The organism is Streptomyces sp. NPDC020884, from assembly GCF_044333935.1.
Lineage (GTDB): Bacteria > Actinomycetota > Actinomycetes > Streptomycetales > Streptomycetaceae > Streptomyces.
Genome location: NZ_JBIRRY010000008.1, coordinates 351,945 through 367,739, shown reverse-complemented (window position 1 = coordinate 367,739; position 15,795 = coordinate 351,945). Strand labels below are relative to the sequence as shown.

The 15,795-nt window shown below is 73.8% G+C and carries 14 protein-coding genes; 7 read left to right on the top strand and 7 right to left on the bottom strand.

The features are described 5' to 3' along the window. Nucleotide 1: 1 nt before the first annotated feature. Nucleotides 2-1,531 (top strand): tripartite tricarboxylate transporter permease, encoded by a 1,530-nt coding sequence (locus tag ACH4UK_RS25275; protein ID WP_398359800.1) that lies wholly within the window; start codon nucleotides 2-4, stop codon nucleotides 1,529-1,531. A 13-nt stretch (nucleotides 1,532-1,544) separates the two neighbouring features. Further along, nucleotides 1,545-3,038 carry a trifunctional class I SAM-dependent methyltransferase/NUDIX hydrolase/VOC family protein gene (locus tag ACH4UK_RS25270; protein WP_398359798.1) on the top strand — a complete coding sequence of 498 codons (1,494 nt, stop codon included), beginning with the start codon at nucleotides 1,545-1,547 and terminating at the stop codon, nucleotides 3,036-3,038. 28 nt (nucleotides 3,039-3,066) lie between these two features. On the opposite strand, the gene ACH4UK_RS25265 is transcribed toward ACH4UK_RS25270, so the two are convergent. Together ACH4UK_RS25265 and ACH4UK_RS25260 are read right to left on the bottom strand one after the other, a co-directional pair. Beyond that, on the bottom strand, nucleotides 3,067-3,588 hold the full coding sequence (locus tag ACH4UK_RS25265; RefSeq protein WP_398359796.1) for a DUF402 domain-containing protein: 522 nt from the start codon (nucleotides 3,586-3,588) through the stop codon (nucleotides 3,067-3,069). Beyond that, nucleotides 3,569-4,489 carry a GNAT family N-acetyltransferase gene (locus ACH4UK_RS25260; RefSeq protein ID WP_398359794.1) on the bottom strand — a complete coding sequence of 307 codons (921 nt, stop codon included), beginning with the start codon at nucleotides 4,487-4,489 and terminating at the stop codon, nucleotides 3,569-3,571. Before ACH4UK_RS25260 ends, ACH4UK_RS25265 begins: the two co-directional genes overlap by 20 nt. Nucleotides 4,490-4,559: 70 nt before the next feature. Between ACH4UK_RS25260 and ACH4UK_RS25255 the strand changes: the two genes are divergently transcribed. Further along, entirely contained in the window at nucleotides 4,560-4,934 is a 375-nt protein-coding gene (locus tag ACH4UK_RS25255; protein WP_398359792.1) for a GntR family transcriptional regulator, read from the top strand. A 74-nt stretch (nucleotides 4,935-5,008) separates the two neighbouring features. Here the strand turns inward: ACH4UK_RS25255 and ACH4UK_RS25250 are convergent, their stop codons facing one another. After that, complete coding sequence (locus ACH4UK_RS25250) at nucleotides 5,009-6,103, bottom strand: DUF5925 domain-containing protein (RefSeq protein ID WP_398359790.1); 1,095 nt, start codon at nucleotides 6,101-6,103, stop codon at nucleotides 5,009-5,011. Nucleotides 6,104-6,330: 227 nt separating this feature from the next. On the opposite strand from ACH4UK_RS25250, the gene ACH4UK_RS25245 reads away from it, so the two are divergent. Together ACH4UK_RS25245 and ACH4UK_RS25240 are read left to right on the top strand one after the other, a co-directional pair. Further along, on the top strand, nucleotides 6,331-7,134 hold the full coding sequence (locus ACH4UK_RS25245; RefSeq protein ID WP_398359789.1) for an SGNH/GDSL hydrolase family protein: 804 nt from the start codon (nucleotides 6,331-6,333) through the stop codon (nucleotides 7,132-7,134). Between the two features lie 266 nt (nucleotides 7,135-7,400). Beyond that, a complete protein-coding gene (locus ACH4UK_RS25240; RefSeq protein WP_003970092.1) occupies nucleotides 7,401-7,664 on the top strand; it encodes a hypothetical protein in 264 nt (87 codons plus the stop codon). Nucleotides 7,665-7,713: 49 nt separating this feature from the next. Here ACH4UK_RS25240 and ACH4UK_RS25235 read toward each other — a convergent pair whose 3' ends face one another. The 4 genes from ACH4UK_RS25235 to hmgA all read right to left on the bottom strand — a co-directional run bounded on the left by ACH4UK_RS25235 (nucleotide 7,714) and on the right by hmgA (nucleotide 12,596). Continuing rightward, nucleotides 7,714-8,910 (bottom strand): CaiB/BaiF CoA transferase family protein, encoded by a 1,197-nt coding sequence (locus tag ACH4UK_RS25235; RefSeq protein ID WP_398359787.1) that lies wholly within the window; start codon nucleotides 8,908-8,910, stop codon nucleotides 7,714-7,716. 59 nt (nucleotides 8,911-8,969) lie between these two features. Further along, nucleotides 8,970-10,274, bottom strand: a complete 1,305-nt coding sequence (locus ACH4UK_RS25230) for a type ISP restriction/modification enzyme (protein ID WP_398359945.1) — start codon at nucleotides 10,272-10,274, stop codon at nucleotides 8,970-8,972. Nucleotides 10,275-10,351: 77 nt separating this feature from the next. Further along, nucleotides 10,352-11,245 (bottom strand): GntR family transcriptional regulator, encoded by an 894-nt coding sequence (locus tag ACH4UK_RS25225; RefSeq protein WP_398359785.1) that lies wholly within the window; start codon nucleotides 11,243-11,245, stop codon nucleotides 10,352-10,354. A gap of 31 nt (nucleotides 11,246-11,276) precedes the next feature. Then, complete coding sequence (hmgA, locus tag ACH4UK_RS25220; protein WP_398359783.1) at nucleotides 11,277-12,596, bottom strand: homogentisate 1,2-dioxygenase; 1,320 nt, start codon at nucleotides 12,594-12,596, stop codon at nucleotides 11,277-11,279. A gap of 183 nt (nucleotides 12,597-12,779) precedes the next feature. Here hmgA and ACH4UK_RS25215 point away from each other — a divergent pair, with 183 nt between their 5' ends. Beyond that, complete coding sequence (locus ACH4UK_RS25215) at nucleotides 12,780-13,400, top strand: TetR family transcriptional regulator (RefSeq protein WP_398359781.1); 621 nt, start codon at nucleotides 12,780-12,782, stop codon at nucleotides 13,398-13,400. Nucleotides 13,401-13,543: 143 nt separating this feature from the next. Continuing rightward, on the top strand, nucleotides 13,544-15,727 hold the full coding sequence (locus ACH4UK_RS25210; RefSeq protein ID WP_398359779.1) for a molybdopterin-dependent oxidoreductase: 2,184 nt from the start codon (nucleotides 13,544-13,546) through the stop codon (nucleotides 15,725-15,727). Nucleotides 15,728-15,795 lie beyond the last annotated feature (68 nt).

The window sequence follows — 15,795 nt, the reverse complement described above, 5'->3', positions numbered from 1 at the left end:
GATGGATTCCCTCAACTCCCTCCTCGACGGCTTCGGCACGGCGCTCACCCCGATGAACCTGATGTGGGCCGCGATCGGCGTCCTGCTCGGCACCGCGATCGGCGTGCTCCCCGGCATCGGCCCGGCGATGGCCGTGGCGCTGCTGCTCCCGGTGACGTACGGCCTCGATCCGACCGGCGCGTTCATCATGTTCGCCGGGATCTACTACGGCGCGATGTTCGGCGGCTCCACCACCTCGATCCTCCTCAACACCCCCGGGGAGAGCGCCGCCGTGGTCGCCGCGATCGAGGGCAACCCGATGGCGAAGGCAGGACGCGGCGCCCAGGCGCTCGCCGCCGCCGCGATCGGTCACTTCGCGGGCGGCATGATCGGCACGATCCTGCTGGTCGTCCTCGCCCCGACCGTCGCCTCCCTCGCCATCGGCATCGGCGCGCCCGACTACTTCGCCATCATGGTGCTGGCCTTCATCGCCGTCACCTCCGTCCTCGGCGCCTCCCGCATCCGCGGCATCGCCTCCCTCCTCATCGGCCTCACCATCGGCCTGGTCGGCCTCGACCAGATGACCGGCCAGCAGCGGCTGACCTTCGGCTCGCTCCAACTGGCGGACGGCGTCGACGTGGTGATCGTCGCGGTCGGGCTCTTCGCGATCGGCGAGGCCCTCTGGGTCGCCGCCCACCTGCGCCGCTCCACCGGAAAGCCGATCCCCGTCGGACGCCCCTGGCTCGGCCGGGCCGACCTGAAGCGCACCTGGAAGCCCTGGCTGCGCGGCCCCGTCATCGGCTTCCCCTTCGGCGCGATCCCGGCGGGCGGCGCCGAGATCCCCACCTTCCTCAGCTACGTCACCGAGAAGCGGCTCTCCAAGCACCGCGACCAGTTCGGCAAGGGGGCCATCGAAGGCGTCGCCGGACCGGAGGCCGCCGCCTCCGCCTCCGCGGCGGGGACCCTCGTCTCGATGCTCACCCTCGGGCTGCCCACCACCGCCGTCGCCGCCGTGATGCTGGCCGCCTTCCAGCAGTACGGAATCCAGCCCGGCCCCCTCCTGTTCGAACGCGAACCGGAGCTGGTCTGGGGCCTCATCGCCTCGCTCTTCGTCGGCATGGTCCTGCTGCTCGCCCTCAACCTCCCGCTCGCCCCCGTCTGGGCGAAGCTCCTGCGGATCCCGCGCCCCTATCTGTACGCGGGCATCCTCTTCTTCGCCGCCGTCGGCGCGTACGCGGTCGGCGGCGAGTCCCTCGACCTGGTGATCCTCCTGGTCATCGGGCTGATCGGGTTCGGGATGCGGCGCTACGGGCTGCCGGTGCTGCCCGCCGTCATCGGGGTGATCCTCGGCCCGGCCGCCGAACAGCAGCTGCGCCGCGCGCTCCAGATCAGCGACGGGAGCGTGTCCGGCCTGGTCAACACCCCGTTCTCCGTCACGGTCTACGCGATCGTGGCGCTGATCGTGGCCTGGCCGCTGATCAGCCTGCTGATCGCACGGCTGCGCGGAGGCCGGAAAACCGCGGAGGAGTCCCGCACGGCCGGTGACGGCTGAGAGCATCGGAACCATGACCACGATCGACTGGGACGCGGCGGCCGGATCCTTCGACGAGGAGCCCGACCACGGGCTCCTCGACCCCGCCGTGCGCGACGCCTGGGCCGGGCGGCTGGAGAGCTGGCTGCCCGCCACCCGCGGCGACGTGCTGGACCTGGGGTGCGGCACCGGCAGCCTGTCCCTGCTCGCCGCGGGCCAGGGCCACCGCGTCACCGCCGTGGACCGCTCGCCCCGCATGGCCGAACGGGCCCGTGCCAAGCTCGCCGGGACCGGCTCGGAGGTCCTCGTCGGGGACGCCGCCCGGCCCCCGGTCGGGGAGCGGGCGTTCGACGTGGTCGTGGCCCGGCACGTGGTCTGGCTGCTGCCCGACCCGGCGGCCGCCCTGGAGCACTGGTTCGGCCTGCTGAAGCCGGGCGGGCGGCTCGTCCTGATCGAAGGGGTGTGGGGCGGCGCCGGCCTGTCCGCCACCGCGCTCACCGCCCTGCTCTCCGCGCACACCGAGCGCATCCACCACGAGGACCTGGCCACCGACGCCAGGCTGTGGGGCAAGGAGGTCGACGACGAGCGCTATGCGCTGGTCGCCCGCGCGATGCCGCCGCACCGGCACACCGAGGTCGTCGACGTCCATCTGATCCTGCGCCGCGGCCCGGACGTCCTGCTCGCCCGCCGCTTCAATACGGGATACGCGGACGGCCTGCTCCACATGCCCTCCGGCCACGCGGAGGACGGCGAGGACGTCCGCGAGGCGATGATCCGGGAGGCCGCCGAGGAGATCGGCCTCGACCTGGATCCCGACGAGTTGCGGGTGGCCCTCGTGATGCAGCACCGGGGCCCCGGCGGCGGGGCGCGCATGGGCTGGTTCTTCGTCGCGGAGTACGACCCGGCCCGCCCGCCGCGCAACGCGGAGCCCGAGAAGTGCTCCGAACTGGCCTGGGTCCCGCTGGACGCGCTGCCGGACGACATGGTCGCGTACTGCCGTGCGGGCCTGGACGGCTACCGGGCGGGCGAGCACTTCATGATCCACTGGCATCGGGACGGGGAGCCGATCGCGTATGTGCCGGACGGCGTCCGCCGGGCCGTCCCGCTGCCCGCCGCCGGGGAGGTCACCGGACGGGTGCACCACATCGAGCTGTGGGTGGCGGACCTGGCGGAGGCGGAGCGCGGCTGGGGCTGGTTGCTGGGCCGGCTCGGCCATGTCCCCTATCAGCACTGGGCCCACGGCCGCAGTTGGCGGCGCGGCGATGCGTACGTGGTGCTCGAACAGTCGCCGGACCTGGTCGCCGGCGGTCACGACCGCCGCCGCCCCGGCCTCAACCACCTGGCGTTCCATGTCGCGGACCGGGCCGCGCTCGCGGCCCTGACGGCCGAGGCCCCGGCGTACGGCTGGCGGCTGCTGTTCCCCGACCGCCATCCGTACGCGGGCGGCGACGGGCACCACGCCGCCTATCTGGAGGACCCGGCGGGGCACGAGGTCGAGCTCGTCGCCGACTCCCGGCCCCACCCCTGATCCGGTCTGCGGTCCCTCGGCGGTCCCGTCAGTCGGGGAGGCCGGTCAGACCGGTCAGGCCCTCGGTCCTGGCCAGGCGTTCCAGCTCGTCCAGGGCCGACACCGCTGCCCCCGCCGCCGCCGGATCGCGCCCGGCCAGACCGCTCGCGGCGAACTCGTCCTCGTCCAGCCGCAGTACGCGGGAGCCGTCGGCCGACACCCACAGGTCCAGGTCCAGGTCCTCGACCGCCAGCACCCCGTCCGCCAGCACGGCGGGCCGGGTGATGTCGCAGTACCAGCCCTTGAGCGCGCCGTCGCCGGTGCGGACCTCCTTCACCGCGAACCACCGGTCCCGCCAGTAGTGCTCGGTGAAGACGTCGCCCGGCACGAACCGGACGAAGCCGAAGTCCCGCACCCCGGGCGCGGCCCACGGGGCCCGGACGGTGACGCGGACGCCGTCGTCCCGGACCAGCTGCGCGGGATACCTGATCTTGGTGCGGCCCGCCTTGGTCAGGGCTACGACCACCCCCTTCGAACGGGCCGCGAAGGGCTCAGGGGAGCGTGCGGACATGGCGGACCTCCGTCGCGCAGATCGTGTAGCCGAACCACGCGTTGACGGCCAGCATCGGGCCGTTGCCGGTGTCGTTCGAGGTGTAGGCGTCCGTGTACCCGGCCGCCCGCGCCCGGTGCAGCGAGTCGTTCTTCGCCAGCTTCGCCAGGCCCCGCCCCCGGAACTCCCGCAGCGTGCCGGTCATGTTGCTGGTGTACGTCCGCAGACCGTCGGAGCCGGCCGCGCTGAACGCCGCCACCTTCCCGTCCACCAGCACCACCGAGGTCAGCCCCGGGTCGAAGGACGGATGCCGCCAGACGTTCGCCAGCCAGTCCTCGTAGTCGTCCAGCTCGACGGCGACGTCGCTCGGCTCGTCCGCCGTCACCTCGGCGTCCGCGTCGAACAGCGGCCGGGGATCGCCGGCGAAGTCGGACCCGGGCCTCAGCTCGACGCCCGCCGGAGGCTCCCGCCGCGGCGGCAGTGACCCGCCCGCGAGGTCGAGGTGCTGGAAGTGCGCGGAACGGCTGGGCCGGTAGCCGCGGCCGCGCGCGAACTCCAGACTCTCCGCCGTGTCCATCGCCCAGGCGTACACGACGGAGGCGCCCGCCTGGGTCAGGTGCTCCTCCGCCGCACGCAGCAGCAGGGAGCCGGCCCCGCGGCGGGTGCGGCCGGGGAGCGTGTGCGGGGTGCAGAACCCCTGCCCCGGCTCCGCGCTGTCGTGGGCGATGCCGGCCTGTGCCGTGCCGATGATCTCGCCGTCCTCCTCGGCGACCAGCAGTCGGTAGTGCCGGTCGGGATGCGCACGGTCCAGGTCGTGGAGGACCTGCTCGGGGGTGGCCACCATGTAGGGGAGCGAGGCCCGGCGGACACGTGTCCACGCCTCGGCGTCGGACGTCCGGAAATCGCGCACGATCACAGTCATGCGGAGGACCGTATGCGCAGCCCCGCCCCGAACGCCTCCTCTTTTTCCGGCGGTGGGGGAGAATCGGCCCGTGATGGAAAAGATCGTCCTCGACCCGGACTCCGGCATCGCGCCGTACGAGCAACTGCGCACCCGGCTCTCCGAACTGGCCCGCTCCGGCGCCCTGCCCGTGGGCCACCGGCTCCCGACCGTACGCGGCTTCGCCGAGGAGCTGGGGCTGGCCGCCAACACCGTCGCCAAGGCCTACCGGGCCCTGGAGGCGGACGGGGTGATCGAGACCCGGGGGCGCAACGGGACCTTCGTCGCGGCCGCCGGGGGAGCGGCCGAGCAGCGGGCCGCGACCGCCGCACAGCTGTACGCCGAGACCGCCGAGCGGCTCGGCCTCACCCGGCAGCAGGCGCTGTCGCTGGCCACGGACGCGGTGCGGGCGGCGTACGGGGACTGAGCGTTCGGGCCGGCGGCGCGGACATCGCCCGCCCCGACCGCCTCTCGGGCCGCGAACCGCGCCCGGAGTAACCGCTACAGGTACAGCCCCGCGTCGGCCCCCGCGTCCTGCTTCGGCACCGAGGCGGGGCCGAAGCCCCGGCGCAGCGCGTACAGCTCGGCGAGCGAATTGCCCTCCCGGTTCACCCCTTCGTCCGTGCCCAGCCAGGCCACCGACTCCTGGCGGGTCAGCGGGCCGACCTCGATCCGGGCCAGGCAGCGGCCGGGCCGGACGACCGCCGGGTGCAGCCGTTCCAGGTCCTCGTTGGTGGTGACCCCCACCAGGACGTTGCGGCCCTGGCCCAGCAGACCGTCCGTCAGGTTCAGCAGCCGGGAGAGCGCCTGGCCCGCCGTGTGCTTGGCCTCGCCGCGGATCAGCTCGTCGCAGTCCTCCAGCAGCAACAGCCGCCACCGGCCCTTCGCCGTACCGTCGTCCTCGCCGATGGCGATGTCCATCAGATAGCCGACGTCGTTGAAGAGCCGCTCGGGGTCCAGCACGCAGTCGACCTGGCACCAGTCGCGCCAGGAGCGGGCCAGGGTGCGCAGCGCGGACGTCTTGCCGGTGCCGGGCGGGCCGTGCAGCAGGAGCAGCCGGCCCGCGATGTCGTCCGGGGTCACCTTCATCAGCCGGCCCATGGCGTCGGCCACCGGCGCGGTGTAGTTGGGGCGGACCTCGTCCCAGCTGCCGGCGGCGATCCGGCGGGTGGTGCGATACGGGCCGCGGCGCGGGGAGACGTACCAGAAGCCCATGGTCACGTTGTCGGGCTGGGGCTCCGGCTCGTCCTGCGCCCCCTCCGTGGCCTGGCCGAGGACCTTCTCGGCCAGCTCCGCGCTGGTCGCCGTCACGGTGATGTCCGCGCCCCGGTTCCACCGGGAGGCCAACAGGGTCCACCCCTCGCCCTCCGCGAGCGTCGCGCTGCGGTCGTCGTCGCGGGCGGCCCGCAGCACCGTGGCGTCCGGCGGCAGCAGCGTGGCTCCGGTCCTGACCCGGTCGAGGGAGGAGCTGTGCGAGTACGGCTGCTCGCCCGTCGCGAAGCGGCCGAGGAGGAGCGCGTCGACGACGTCGGACGGTGAATCGCTGTCGTCGACGGTGAGCCGGATCGGCAGAGCGGATTCGGGGGAGTCAGACATGGCGCCCATGATCCGCCACGGGGACACCCGGTGCACCCGGGTTTCGCAGGCTCCGGCCGGGCCCGCGCCCCGGCCGACGGGGCGACAGCGGCGCGTCAAGGAGCGGCCGTTGAACCTCCGGGGGCGGACGGAAGCATTCGAGCCCTATTTTTGGCATGAACACTTCCACAGCAACGGGCCTGCTGCTACTACGGAGTAGGCAGATACCCCCTGCTCAAGGAGGTTCCATGAAAATGTCCAGACTCGTGGCGTTCTCGTCCTCTCTCCTGCTCGGCGCCGCCCTCGCCCTCACCGGTGCGGGGGTCGCGAACGCCGACTCGTCCGCCGCGGCCGTCGACTACGTCGCCCTCGGCGACTCGTACTCCTCCGGCGTCGGAGCCGGCAGCTACGACGGCTCCAGCTGCAAGCGCAGCAGCCGCGCCCACCCCGCCCTCTGGGCGGCCGCCAACTCCCCCTCCTCGTTCGTCTTCGCCGCCTGCTCCGGCGCCCGGACCGGAGACGTCACGGGCGGTCAGCTCGGCGGGCTGAACGCCTCGACCGACCTCGTCTCGATCTCCATCGGCGGCAACGACGCGGGCTTCGCCGACGTCATGACGACCTGTGTCCTGCAGTCCGAGGCCACCTGCCTCAGCCGGATCGCCACCGCCCGCGCCTATGTCGACTCCACCCTGCCCGGCAGACTCGACTCGGTGTACTCGGCCATCCGCTCCAAGGCCCCCGCCGCACAGGTCGTCGTCCTCGGCTACCCGCGCTTCTACCAGCTCGGCGGCGGCTGCATCGCCGGTCTGAGCGAGAAGGAGCGCTCCGCCATCAACGGGGCCTCCGACCACCTCAACACGGCCACCGCCAAGCGTGCGGCGGACCACGGCTTCACCTTCGGCGACGTCAGGACGACCTTCGCGGGGCACGAGATCTGCTCGGGCAACTCCTGGCTGCACAGTGTGAACTGGCTCAACATCGGCGAGTCCTACCACCCCACCGCCGCCGGACAGTCGGGTGGCTATCTCCCGGTCCTCAACTCCGCTCTCTGACACGGGAAACCGTTCCGCCGCCCGCCGTCCCCCGCGCGGGAGGCCTCGCTCGTCGAGGCCTCCCGCGCCACGGCCGAGCGGCCGGTGACTCCGGGGCAAACCGGTTGAACTGTCCCAAGTCGCCCTGGAATCGCGCGGATTCGGTAACGGGCCGTCAACCTCCGTATGTGTGTGCGCAATCCTGTGGCCGGGATACACGGGTGTCACCGCGGGACGATAGGGTTAACCTGCCCGGACCGGGTGCCCTTGTACGGGTGGGGAGTGACATGGAACAGATAACGGTGCGGAGCAGGCCGCGGGTGCCTGCCATCACATGCGGGAGCGGTGCGACCAGTACGCGCCTCGACCGCCATCTCGCGGTGCTCGGCGGCCCCGTCGTCCCGCAGCGCGAGTCGGCGGAAGCGACGCTGCTGATGCGCGAGCTGACCTCGCGTGATGCCGCGCACACCCGCCGGAGCAGGAGCGCCCGCGTGTCGCTCTTCGCGCCGCTGCGGCGACTGCGACGCTCGCTCTTCGGCAGCCGCCGCTGACCCACGGCACGGCATCGCCCGTCTGGACCGGCCCGCCGCTCGGGACGGCTCAGGCGATCACTCCGTCCCGGCGCAGCGCCGATGTCTGCTCGTCCGTCATCCCCAGGGCTCGCAGCAGCGCATCGGTGTGCTCACCCAGCGCCGGTACGGCACCCATGAGTGTCTCCGCACTCCCCGGCAGCGTGATCGGCGGCAGCAGCGCCCGCAACGGTCCCACCGGTGAGCCCACCTCCCGCCACCGGTCCCGGGCCGCGAGCTGCGGATGCGCCGCCACATCGGCCACCGTGTTCAGCCGGGCACAGGCGATGCCCGCCGCTTCGAGCCCGGCCAGCGCCTCCCGACCCGTCAGGCCCGCCAGCGCCCGGCCCACCGCCTCATCGGTCCGCGCCCGGTTCGCGGTGCGTGCCGCGTTCGTCGCGAAGTGCGGATCGTCGGCCAACTCGGGCCGTCCGAGCACCTGTTCCGCCAGCCGACGCCACTCCCGGTCGTTCTGCACGGAGAGCAGCACCTGCTCGCCGTCGGCCGTGGAGAAGGCGTCGTACGGGGCGATCACCGAGTGCGCGAGACCGGTACGCGCCGGGGGAGCGGAGCCGTGCATCCCCTGGTGCAGCGGGTGGCCCATCCACTCGGCCAGCGCGTCCAGCAGGGAGACCTCCACCGGGCCGCCCCGCCCGGTCGTGGCCCGCCGCAGCAGCGCCGCAAGCACCCCGGAGAACGCGTACATCGCCGCCGCGATGTCCGCCGCCGGAATGCCCGCCTTCACCGGCTGCTCCGCCGTCCCCGTCACCGAGACCAGACCCGCCTCGCACTGCACGAGCATGTCGTAGGCCCGCTTGTGCGCGTACGGCCCGTCGGCCCCGTAGCCGGAGATGTCGACCGCCACCAGCCGTGGGTGCGCCGCGCAGAGCGAGGCGGCGTCGAGCCCGAGCCGGGCCGCCGCCCCCTGTGCCAGGTTCTGGACGAACACATCGGCCCCGGCGACGAGCTCCCGGACCACCGCGAGGCCGCGCGGGTCCTTCAGGTCGACGGCGAGGGACTCCTTGCCCCGGTTGCACCAGACGAAGTGCGAGGCGAGCCCGCGCGCCGCCGTGTCGTAGCCGCGCGCGAAATCGCCGCCGTCCGGGCGCTCCACCTTGATGACCCTGGCTCCGAGATCGGCGAGCTGTCGGGTGGCGAAGGGAGCGGCGACCGCCTGTTCGACGGCCACCACGGTGATGCCGTCGAGGGGGAGTGGAAAGGTGTTCATGGCCCCGTGCTTACCCTCTGACCGGCGCTTTCGCCACCCTCCGCCCCCCCGGGCCGCCGCTACAGCAGCGCGAACTGTCCCTCCGGGCCCTCCTCCTGGTGCCCGAGCACCGAGGCGGGACGCCGGGCCGAGGCGGGAACCGGCAGCACCCCCGCCGCCCGCAGCTCGGCGGGGGCGATCAGCTGCCCCGCCTCCAGCCGGTCCCGCAGGTCCTTCCGGGGCCCCGCCGTGCCGTCCAGCAGGGCCAGCACGGTGATGAGTTCGAGCAGCTCCGAGGTCCACTCCCGGGGCCAGCCGCGCGCGCCGACGGCCTCGAGACCGTCCGGGGCCGCGCCGTCCGGCCCCCGGCCCGCCGCCGACGCGGCCCGGCGCCCGAACCAGAGCTCCAGCACCCGCACCCCGCCCACCGTGAACGCCCAGGCCGCCGCGGGCACCGGCGAGATCCGGCCGTCGCCGACGATCAGCGCCTCGTCCCCGGCGTCGTAGGACAGCTCCGAGGGGCGGGCCGGGAGGGCCGCCCGCACATAGGGCCTGCGCCCGCCCGGCAGCCGGGGGCGCTCGCCGCCCCGGGCCCCGCGCAACTGGAGCCGTGTCAGCTCCCGGCCGAGCGCCACCCCCGCCGACCACGCCTGCGCGTCGGCCGGCAGCGGGACCCGGGGGCCGGTGGCGGAGGGCCGGGCGGCCGCCAGGATCCAGGCCAGCACCGCCTGCGGGGTGAAGTCGCCGGTGTCCGCCCCGCCGCCGAGCCGCCCGCGCAGCAGGTCCAGGAGCCCCGGCGCCAGATTGGGTTCCGTGCCGCCGGGCCTGCGGAAGAGCGGCCTGATCCGGCCGGGCCGCCCGGCGGGGGAGTGCCCGTCGGGCAGCAGCGCGGTCACCGACAGGGCGGGCCCGGCATCCTCGGGGGCGGCGCTGTGCTCGACCGCGAAGAGCTGCTGCCCGTCGGCGACCCGCCACAGCTCGGGGCGGGCCGCGTCGATCAGCCGGTGGTCGGGCAGCAGCCACTGTTCGTCGTAGGGGCCGTGCAGGATCCGTACGGGGTCGGGGCAGGGGCCCGGCGTCCGGGCGAAGCGGCCCGTCCCGGCGGACCGGCCGGGCAGCGCCGCGACCGAGGTGCGCGGCGTACGGGAACGGGTGGACGCGAACAGCCGCTCCTGCTCGGCGGCGCCGGCGGCGGCCAGCCGTTCCCAGCGGGCCCGGAGTGCCGCGGGGTCGGGGCCGCTCACCCAGGCGCGACCGGTCCGCAGCGGCCGTACGGACCACGGCATCAGCTCGTCCAGCGGGACGAGCCCGTCCAGCGCCGAGGGCGTCCCCGGCGGCGTGGACGCCGTGTCCCCGTCGCGGCCGGCCGTCCCCTCCCCGCCCACTCCCACCTGCCCGTCCTCCCCTGTCCGCGGTGACCCTTTCGCATCGTAACGGCGGGCGGCGTCCCCGTGGGGCGGGGTCAGTGGGCGTCCACCGTCACGGAGAAGGAGAACCGGTCGCCCCGGTAGCGGATCCGGGCCACGTCCACCACGCGCCCCTCCGCGTCGTACGTCACCCCCGTGTAGTGCAGGATCGGGCTGAGCAGCGGGACCTGGAGCAGCTCGGCGGTGACGGGATCGGCGAGCCGCGCCTCCACCGTGTCGGTGATCCGGGAGATATTCACCCCGGCGACGTCGCGCAGGACCTTGGTCATCGGCCAGCGTTCGAGGGCGGCCAGCTCGATCCGGGCGGCGACGTCGGGGCGTACCGCGTTCTCCGCCCAGTTGGTGGGCTCGTCGCTCTGGCCGTCGCGGCGCAGCCGCCGGTAGCTGATCACCTCGGCGCAGTCCGGGAAGAACTCGGCGAACTCACCGGGCACCGGCGTCGGGCCGTGGCTGAGGACGGTCGTCGCGTCCCCGGACTGCTGGGCCACGATCGCGTCGACCGAGCCCAGCAGCCGGACCGGGGAGACCCGCCGGGCGCGCGGCTCGATGAACGTGCCGCGCCGCCGGTGCCGGCTGATCAGCCCCTCCGTCTCCAGCTCCTTGAGCGCCTGGCGCATGGTGAGGACGCTGACGCCGTAGTGCGCGGCCAGCTGCTCCTCGGTGGGCAGCCGGGCGGGGGCGTCCTGCGGGCGGCCCAGTACGGAGGCCCGCAGGGACTGGGAGACCTGGTACCAGAGCGGCAGCCTCCGGTTCAGGACGAGGGAGTCGGGGGCGAAGGCGGGCGGTTGCGGCGCCCTGGCCGCCTTGGCGTCCGGGCCCGGCCCGGCCGCCGTGGCGCCCGCCGTGGTGTTCGCGCCCGGCCCGGCCGGGACGTCCGCATCCGTGTCTCCCCGGGCGTCCGCCCCGGCTCTCTCGTGGCTCTTTGTCACGTCGTCCCCGTCCCTGTGGCCCTTCCGCCGTCTACGGCCGGAAGTTGCGGCTCAGACCCTGCCACACGTCGTCGTAGCCGCGCTGCAGCCGGTCGGACCCGGCTGCCTGGGCGGTCGCCGTGACCGGCCAGCGGGTCTCGAACATGAAGGCCAGGCCGTCGTCGATCTTCTGCGGCCTCAGCTCCGCCGCGCTCGCCCGGTCGAAGGTCTCCCGGTCCGGTCCGTGGGCCGACATCATGTTGTGCAGGGAGCCGCCGCCGGGGACGAAGCCGTCGGCCTTCGCGTCGTACGCCCCCTCGATCAGGCCCATGTACTCACTCATCACGTTGCGGTGGAAGTAGGGCGGGCGGAAGGTGTTCTCGCCGACCAGCCAGCGCGGGGCGAAGACGACGAAGTCCACTCCGGCCAGCCCCGGGGTGTCGGACGGCGAGGTCAGCACCGTGAAGATCGACGGGTCGGGGTGGTCGTAGCTGATCGTGCCGATCACATTGAACCGGCGCAGGTCGTAGACGTACGGGGTGTGGTTCCCGTGCCAGGCGACCACGTCGAGCGGCGAGTGGTCGTACGTCGCCGACCAGAGGTTCCCGCAGAACTTGTTGACCACCTCCACCGGGCCCTCGTGGTTCTCGTACGCGGCGACGGGGGCGAGGAAGTCCCGGGCGTTCGCCAGGCCGTTGGCGCCGATCGGGCCGAGGTCGGGCAGCGCGAACGGGCGGCCGTAGTTCTCGCAGACGTATCCGCGCGCGGTATCCTCCAGCAGCTCCACCCGGAAGCGGATGCCGCGCGGGATCAGCGCGATGTGGCCCGGTTCGACGTGCAGCAGGCCCAGTTCGGTCCGCAGGAGGAGTCCGCCGCGCTCGGGGACGATCAGCAGCTCCCCGTCGGAGTCGCTGAACACCCGGCCGTTCATGGAGGAGTTGGCGCTGTAGAGATGGATCGCCATGCCGGCGCGCTGGGCGGCGTCGCCGTTGCCGCCGAGCGTCCACAGGCCGCTCAGGAAGTCCGTGCCGGGCGCGGGGTCGGGCAGCGGGTTCCAGCGCAGCCGGTTCGGGTCCGGCACGGTCTCGGTGAAGGGCGCCGAGCGCAGGCCCCCGTTGTCGGTCCGGGTGAACGCCGGGTGGGCGGCGGAGGGGCGGATCCGGTAGAGCCAGGAGCGGCGGTTGTCCGCGCGCGGCTCGGTGAAGGCCGAACCGCTCAGCTGCTCCGCGTACAGCCCGAGCGGGGCGCGCTGGGGGGAGTTGCGGCCGTGCGGCAGCGCCCCGGGCACCGCCTCGGAGCCGTGCTCGTTGCCGAAGCCGGAGGAATACGTCAGCCCCTCGGCCGTCTTCCTCGCCTCGTCGATCGCGCTCATCCCGCACTCCCGGTGCCCAAGAAAGCCCTCGGATCCACCGGACGGCGAATCCTATGTACTACCGTAGGAATAGGAGAGGGGTGCGTCAACGGCATACATCGCGCCATTCGGGGCCTGTGCGGGGAAGGGGCTCTCCCGCGTCGGGTACGGCTGCCGTCCGACGGGCGGAGGGGGCACGGCATCATGGGGCCCGTGCCTCCTGTCAACCCGAACCTCCGGCGCGCCCCCGTGCAGCAGCGCAGCGCCGACCGCCTGGCCCGGATACTCGACTCCTGCGCCGGCCTCCTCGACGAGACCGGCTACGAGCAGCTCACCACCCGGGCCGTCGCCGAGCGTGCCGAGGTGCCCATCGGCTCCGTCTACCGCTTCTTCTCCAACAAGCGCGCGCTCGTCGACGCCCTCGCGCTGCGCAACCTGGACACCTACGCCGACCGCATCGCCGCCCGGCTCGCGGGCCTCCCCGCCGCCGACTGGCGCGCCGCCATCGACGCGGTGCTCGACGAGTACCTGGCGATGAAGCGCAGCGTCCCCGGCTTCGCCCTCGTCGACTTCGGTCCGCCGTTCCCGGCGGAGGGGGCGGCGGACGACGCCAACCGTCGCCTGGCGGACCGGCTCGCCGCACTGCTCGCCGGCCACCTCGGCCGCCGGCCCGACGAGGGGCTGTCCCGGGCGATCCTGGTGAGCGTCGAGGCCGCCGACGCGCTGCTCCAGCTCGCCTTCCGCACGGATCCGTCGGGGGACGCGGCCATCGTCGCCGAGACCCGGACCCTGGTCAGGTCCTACCTCGCCCAGACGCTCGACTGAGCGGCGCCCCCGCGTCCGCCCTTTGCTCCGCTCGACACCTCCCCACCATGCGTACCGGTCGGTATGCTCGGCCGTGCCGGGGCTCCCACGCCCGCCCGGCCCATGTCCGCGCGCCGTCGCCGCAGCAGCCCCGGGGAGGGCCCATGTCCCACGAATCCCGCACCGCTCCGCGTATCTGCCCCCTCTGCGAGGCCACCTGCGGCCTCGTCCTGACCATCGAGGGCAATTCCGTCACCGGGGCGCGCGGCGACCGCGACGACCTCTTCAGCCAGGGATTCATCTGCCCCAAGGGCGCTTCGTTCGGAGGGCTCGACGCCGACCCCGACCGCTTGCGCGTCCCGCTCGTACGCGGCGACGACGGGGAGCTGCGCGAAGCCACCTGGGGCGAGGCGTTCGACCTGATCGCCGCACGGATACCGGCCCTGACGCAGGCCCACGGGTCAAGGGCCGTCGGCGTGGTCCTCGGCAACCCCAACGTGCACACGATGGCGGGCTCCCTCTACCCGCCCCTGCTGCTCGCGGCCCTGCGCACCCGCAACGTCTTCACCGCGAGCACCCTGGACCAGATGCCCAAGCACGTCTCCAGCGGCCTGCTCTTCGGCGACGCGCAGGCCATTGCCGTACCGGATCTCGACCGCACCGACCACCTCCTCCTGATCGGCGCGAACCCGCTGGAGTCCAACGGCAGTCTCTGCACCGCCCCCGACTTCCCCGGCCGGCTCAAGGCCCTGCGCCGGCGCGGCGGCACCCTCACCGTCATCGACCCGCGCCGCACCCGCACCGCCCGCATCGCCGACCGGCACGTCGCGATCCGGCCCGGAGCCGACGCCCTGCTGCTGGCCGCCATCGCGCACACCCTCATCGACGAGCAGCTCGCCGACCCCGGACCGCTCGCCGAGCACCTGGAGGGGATCGACCAACTCGCCCCGGCCCTGGCGGACTTCACCCCGGAAGCGGTGGCCGCCGCCTGCGACGTGGACGCGGACACCATCACCGCGATCGCCCGCGAACTCGCCGCCGCCCCCACCGCCGCCGTCTACGGCCGCATCGGCAGCTGCACCGTCGAACACGGCACCCTCGCCAGCTGGCTGGTGGACGTCCTCAACATCCTCACCGGCAACCTGGACCGTCCGGGCGGCGCGCTGTTCCCGCTCTCCGCCACCGCGCGCGCCCCACGCGCCGCCGCCCCGGGCAAGGGGTTCGCGCTCGGCCGCTGGGCGAGCCGGGTCTCCGGGCACCCCGAGGCCAAGGGCGAACTGCCCATCGCGGCCCTCGCCGAGGAGATCGAGACCCCGGGCGAGGGCCGCATCCGCGCCCTGCTGGTCCTCGCGGCCAACCCCGTGCTCTCCGCGCCCGACGGCGACCGCCTCGACGCGGCCCTCGCCGACCGGCTCGACTTCATGGTCAGCGTCGACCCGTATCTCAACGAGACCTCCCGCCACGCCGACGTCGTCCTGCCGCCGCCGCCGCCCTCGCAGAGCGCCCACTTCGACTTCGCGCTCAACTCCCTGGCCGTGCACAACCAGGTGCGCTACACCCGCGCCGCGCTCCCCCTCCAGGACGGCCGGATGGACGAGAGCGAGATCCTCGCCCGGCTCGTCCTCGCCGTGAGCGGCATGCACGGCGCGCCGCCCTCCGCCGTCGACGACCTGGCCATCGACACCGCGCTCACCCGGGCCGGAGCCCCGAAGGAGCTGGCCGCCGAGCTCACCGGGGACAGCGGACCCGAACGGCGACTGGACCTGATGCTGCGCCTCGGTCCGTACGGGCTGACCCTGGAGCAGCTCCTCGCCCACCCGCACGGCATCGACCTCGGCCCGCTGAAGCCCCGCGTCCCGGAGATCCTGCGCACCCGCTCCGGGCGCATCGAACTGCTCCCGGAGCCGATCGCCGCCGACCTGCCGCGCCTGCGCCGCGCGCTGGGCGACCGGCCCGCCCCGCTCGTCCTCGTCGGCCGCCGCCACCTGCGGTCCAACAACAGCTGGATGCACAACATCGGCTCGCTCTCCGGCGGGTCCAACGTCTGCACCCTCCAGATCCACCCCGACGACGCGGCCCGCCTCGGGCTCGTGGACGGGGCCACCGCCCGGATCGAGTCGGCGGGCGGCGGGATCGAGGCCCCCGCCGAGATCACCGACTCGGTGCGCAGCGGAGTGGTGAGCCTGCCGCACGGCTGGGGCCACAGCCGCCCCGGCACCCGGCTGTCGGTCGCCGCCGCCCGGCCCGGGGCGAACGTGAACCAGCTGCTCGACGGCACCCTCCTGGATCCGCTGTCCGGCACCGCCGTGCTCAACGCCATTCCGGTCTCCGTGACCCCCGCTCTCTAGCATCACCGTGTTGACCTGGGGTTTTGCTCGTATTGCTCACGCGTCAACATCTTGTTAACGCTGCGAGG

What these genes read in the sequence shown, in the direction of transcription:
- ACH4UK_RS25210 (WP_398359779.1), top strand. Translation starts at nt 13,544, where the DNA reads ATGTCCCACGAATCCCGCACCGCTCCGCGTATCTGCCCCCTCTGCGAG.
- ACH4UK_RS25240 (WP_003970092.1), top strand. Translation starts at nt 7,401, where the DNA reads ATGGAACAGATAACGGTGCGGAGCAGGCCGCGGGTGCCTGCCATCACA.
- ACH4UK_RS25265 (WP_398359796.1), bottom strand. Translation starts at nt 3,588, where the DNA reads ATGTCCGCACGCTCCCCTGAGCCCTTCGCGGCCCGTTCGAAGGGGGTG.
- ACH4UK_RS25215 (WP_398359781.1), top strand. Translation starts at nt 12,780, where the DNA reads ATGGGGCCCGTGCCTCCTGTCAACCCGAACCTCCGGCGCGCCCCCGTG.
- ACH4UK_RS25250 (WP_398359790.1), bottom strand. Translation starts at nt 6,103, where the DNA reads ATGTCTGACTCCCCCGAATCCGCTCTGCCGATCCGGCTCACCGTCGAC.
- ACH4UK_RS25235 (WP_398359787.1), bottom strand. Translation starts at nt 8,910, where the DNA reads ATGAACACCTTTCCACTCCCCCTCGACGGCATCACCGTGGTGGCCGTC.
- ACH4UK_RS25275 (WP_398359800.1), top strand. Translation starts at nt 2, where the DNA reads ATGGATTCCCTCAACTCCCTCCTCGACGGCTTCGGCACGGCGCTCACC.
- ACH4UK_RS25245 (WP_398359789.1), top strand. Translation starts at nt 6,331, where the DNA reads ATGAAAATGTCCAGACTCGTGGCGTTCTCGTCCTCTCTCCTGCTCGGC.
- ACH4UK_RS25260 (WP_398359794.1), bottom strand. Translation starts at nt 4,489, where the DNA reads ATGACTGTGATCGTGCGCGATTTCCGGACGTCCGACGCCGAGGCGTGG.
- ACH4UK_RS25270 (WP_398359798.1), top strand. Translation starts at nt 1,545, where the DNA reads ATGACCACGATCGACTGGGACGCGGCGGCCGGATCCTTCGACGAGGAG.
- hmgA (WP_398359783.1), bottom strand. Translation starts at nt 12,596, where the DNA reads ATGAGCGCGATCGACGAGGCGAGGAAGACGGCCGAGGGGCTGACGTAT.